Raw genomic sequence first — 3,964 nt, 5'->3', positions numbered from 1 at the left:
TACCCGCTCTACCCCGCCCACCCAGCTGCGGCGCGGCCGGCCGCAGCTGGGTGGGCGGGGTAGAGCGGGTACGGGTGGCCGGTTCGCGGAAGCCGTGCGCCAGGAAGCGTTTTCCCTGGCGTGGTCCGTCGTCCACCGATGTCGTAATCGTCGTCCCGCGCGGGAGCGTGATTGCGACATCCGGTGCCGCAGCTACTCCGGCTTGCGGGCCTCGTCGACCAGGAGGACCGGGATGCCGTCTCGGACCGGGTACGCGAGGCCGCAGGCGGGGCTCGTGCAGAGCAGGTCGGTGTCCTGTTCCGTGAGGGGGGCGTGGCAGGACGGGCAGGCGAGGATGTCCAGGAGGCCGGGTTCTACGAGGGGCATGGGGGTGTCCTTCACGGGTCGGGCGGCGTAGAAAGGCCAGCCTATCGCCGGGGGACCGTCAGGGTTCCGGTGAGCGCAGGACGCGGAGGTGGCCCCGGCGGGCGACCTCCATGGGGTCGGCGGCGCGGCCGGAGGCGCCTCCGGCGGCGCGTTCCTGGGGGCGCGCGGCTTCGCGGACCGCGTTGGCGAGGGCTTCGAGGTCGTCGCCGCTGGGGCGGGCCGGCGCGGACGCGTCGAGGAGGCGTACGACTTCCCAGCCGCGCGGGGCGGTGAGGCGCTCGGAGTGCTCGGCGCACAGGTCGTAGCAGTGGGGTTCGGCGTAGGTCGCGAGCGGTCCGAGGACGGCCGTCGAGTCGGCGTAGACGTACGTCAGCGTCGCGACGGCGGGTCGGCCGCAGGCGGTGCGCGAACAGCGACGTACAGGGCTCACGACGTTGGACGGTACCGCACTCTTGAGCGGGCCGCGACGACTCTCCACCAGGTCACTCCACCGTGTCGTGCTGTGAAACCCCCCACAGACTCCCCTTGTCATACCCCGCTGACCTGCGTGAACACCAGTTTTCAGCCGGTGGTCGAGGAGACGGACCGGTCAACAGCCGGTGCAAACCACAGCAATTGCCATGAGATCGGCGGTCTCGGAGAGATGCCGAATCGAGCCCAACCTTGGCCGGAATGGTCATCCTGCGACATGACGGTGAGCGCGGTACGGCGGCCTGAGCGGGGACTACGCTTCAGTAGTGATGGAGAGCTCCGTACCGCCCCGTGCCGCAGGCCCCGGGCCCCGCCGCCGCGACCGCCACGGGCGGGGCATGCGCGGCCCGATCGCGCCGCCCCAGGTGCCGCTCGCGGCGAGCCGGGCCGAGATGTTCGCCGACCTCGTGCAGGACTCGGTGGAGCGGCTGGAGCGGCGCTGGCCGCAGCTCGCGGACGTCGACTTCATGGTCCTGGAGGTCCCCCGCCTCGACGGCCCAGGGGGCCCCTGGAACGACGAGGCGGTTCCGCTCGGCGGCATCGTCCCCGCGGCCGGCAGCCGCCAGGCGCGGGTCGTCGTCTACCGGCGCCCGGTGGAGATCCGTACGAAGGGCCGCGACGAGCGTGCGGCCCTGGTGCACGAGATCGTCGTCGAACAGGTGGCGGAGCTGCTCGGGTTGACGCCGGAGACGGTGGATCCCCGGTACGGCGAGGACTGAACCGTCACCGGACGTCGAGCGGCGCCAGCAGTGAGGGGACCGGGCGGTCGAGGTCGTCGCCCAGGATCGTGCCGATGACGTCGACGGTCTGCTCCCAGCCGGTGACGGCGACGCAGGGGACGCCCATCGCGCGGACGGGGTAGTCGTTGCCGCCCTCGTCGAGGCGGTCGCCGACGAAGAGGACGTCCTCCTTGACGAGGCCGAGGTGGTCGAGGAGGCGCTGCATGCCGTACGCCTTGTCGATGCCCTTCTTGGTGACGTCGATGGACGTCGAGCCGCCGCTGCGGACCTCCAGGTCGGGGAGGCGTTCGGAGGCGTACTCCCACAGGGCGCGGCGGCGGGTGCCGGTGGGGTCCCAGGCGGCCTTCTCCTGGTGCGGGGCCTGCTGGCCGAGCGCGGAGAAGGTGATCTGGCTGTCGCGGTCCTCGATGATGTCGCCCCAGGTGTTCTCGGCCCACAGGCCGAGGGACTTGGCGCCTTCGGTGAGGACGCGCACGATGAGGGCCTTCTCGTCCTCGGTGAGGTTCTCGGCGTAGACGTTGCGCCACTCCCCCGCTTCCCAGCGCAGGTAGCGGGTGCCGCAGGTCGGCATGAGGTGGAGGCGCTCGGCGAGTTCGGGGGTGAGCGGCAGTTCGTCCAGCACCTGGGTGCGGAACTGCTCGTACCGGCCGCCGGAGATGATGCAGACGGGCTTCTCGGCGAGCAGCCGGGTCAGGCACTGCGCCATCGTCGGCGTGATCTTCGCCTTGGAGAGGGCGAGCGTGTCGTCCAGGTCGAACACCACGATGCGAGTCGACGGTCCCAATGCGCTTCCTTTTCCTTGTGCTCTCGTCGGCCGGAGGCCGGGCACCCCCCCCGGGGGCACGGAGCCCTCATCCTCCGTAAATCTGAACAATGCGTCAAGGCAGGTCAGACACGCCCTTCAGGGGTGATCACCACCCGAATCGCCACACAGAATTCAGCCCCCGTTCAGGATCGACAGGTCCTGCGTGCTGTCCGGGACGGCGACCGTGCCCCGGTCGTCGGGGAGGGTCTGGGTGGTGAAGCCGGGGCCGTCCTCGTCGGTGGAGACCAGCGTGCGGGAGGCGTACACGGGCCCGCCGGAGACGGTCTCGACGGTCAGCGCGTACGTGCCCTTCAGCCCGGCGGGCACGGGCAGGGCGAGGTCCTGGGTGGTGCCCGCCTTGACGGTGTACGTCTTCGAGGCGGCCGTGCCCCCGTCGGTGCCGGCGGACGCGGTGACCTTGATCTGGGCGGTCGCCGTGGGCGCGGTGACCGACAGGGTGGTGCCCTTGGCGGTGTTGCCGAGGACGGACGCGCGCGTGCCGACGGGTGCGGTGGCCGGGATGAACGAGGTCTCCTGGGCATTGCCCTTGCCCCGGGTGACGCGGACCGCCGCGACGACCGGCGTGGTGACGTCGCCCGGGGACAGGACCAGCGAACCGGCCTCCCCGCGCGTGATGTCGCCGAGGTCGACGGAGGTGGTGCTGCCCGCCTTGATGTGCAGGGTCTCGTGGCCCGCCGGGGTGATGAGGCCGTTGGCGGAGGCGAGCTGGATCTTCAGGTCGGCGTCGGAGTCGTCGGGGGTGAAGGCGACCAGGCGTACGGCGGTGGCGTCCTTGGGGATGCCGGGGATCACGAGGGTGTTCGCGGGGTCCGTGGAGGCCGTCAGCCAGTCGCCGCCGAGCTTGTCGTCGAGGGCCTGGACGGCGGCGCCGACGCGCCCGCTGCGGACGTTCACGTGGACGGTGACGTCGTCGAGCTTGTCGGTGGTCAGGGTGGACAGCAGGATCGGCTCGCTGGAGTGCGCGGGGACGGTGATGCCGTCGCCGACGGAGGAGTCGAGGGTGCCCTCGGGGCCGTACAGCTCGACGTCGACGACGGCCGCCGAGTCGTCCGGGTTGGTGAGGTGGAGGTAGTCGGTGCGGTCGGCCGCCGTACTCGCGCCGGGGAACCAGAACTCGGTGTCGGGGGCACCGCAGGCGAGGCCGAGCAGGCCCCGGCCGGTGCCGGCGGCGACGCCGGTGGTGGCCTGGAGGGTCCAGCCGGGCGCGTACTTGCCCTCGGCGGTGCCGACCAGCGCGGGCGCGCTGCCGCCGCTGACATCGCCGGTGACGGGCTTGCCGGGGGCACCGGGGGTGACGGCGGACTTCCCGGCGGGCTTCGTCCTCCCGCCCTGCGCGCTCTCCGCGACCCCGGTGAGCGTCGCCTTCCCCTCGGCGCCGGTGCCCTCGGTGACCGGCGTGAAGGACGTGTACGCGGTGTCGGCGAGGTCGGAGGTGCTGGGCGCCGGGCAGACCAGGCCGGTGCGCTCGACGGGCAGCCGGGAGGCCGCCTTGGGCGCGGCGGTGCCGGCCCGCGCCGGTTCCTGGACGACGGCGAAGGCGGTGACGGCGGCGAGCGCGGCC

5 protein-coding genes are annotated in these 3,964 nt (G+C 72.3%); 1 reads left to right on the top strand and 4 read right to left on the bottom strand.

Annotated features, from left to right (window positions below; all coding sequences use genetic code 11):
- Positions 1–192: 192 nt before the first annotated feature.
- Positions 193–366: a Trm112 family protein gene (locus tag AOK24_RS46810; protein ID WP_079057197.1), complete on the bottom strand. Its 174-nt coding sequence runs from the start codon at positions 364–366 to the stop codon at positions 193–195.
- Positions 367–424: 58 nt separating this feature from the next.
- On the bottom strand, positions 425–844 hold the full coding sequence (locus tag AOK24_RS37720; protein WP_010352397.1) for a DUF3499 domain-containing protein: 420 nt from the start codon (positions 842–844) through the stop codon (positions 425–427).
- A gap of 262 nt (positions 845–1,106) precedes the next feature.
- Between AOK24_RS37720 and AOK24_RS37715 the strand changes: the two genes are divergently transcribed.
- Positions 1,107–1,556 carry a metallopeptidase family protein gene (locus AOK24_RS37715; protein WP_079057196.1) on the top strand — a complete coding sequence of 150 codons (450 nt, stop codon included), beginning with the start codon at positions 1,107–1,109 and terminating at the stop codon, positions 1,554–1,556.
- 4 nt (positions 1,557–1,560) lie between these two features.
- Here AOK24_RS37715 and AOK24_RS37710 read toward each other — a convergent pair whose 3' ends face one another.
- The gene (locus AOK24_RS37710; RefSeq protein ID WP_055724447.1) at positions 1,561–2,361 is read right to left on the bottom strand and encodes an HAD-IIB family hydrolase; all 801 of its coding nucleotides are present in this window, start codon (positions 2,359–2,361) and stop codon (positions 1,561–1,563) included.
- 153 nt (positions 2,362–2,514) lie between these two features.
- Positions 2,515–3,964: DUF5719 family protein (locus AOK24_RS37705; protein WP_055724446.1), on the bottom strand; the 1,450-nt coding region annotated here is incomplete at its 5' end.

Source organism: Streptomyces niveiscabiei (assembly GCF_001419795.1).
Lineage (GTDB): Bacteria > Actinomycetota > Actinomycetes > Streptomycetales > Streptomycetaceae > Streptomyces > Streptomyces niveiscabiei.
This window is presented reverse-complemented; position numbering and strand designations above follow the sequence as displayed.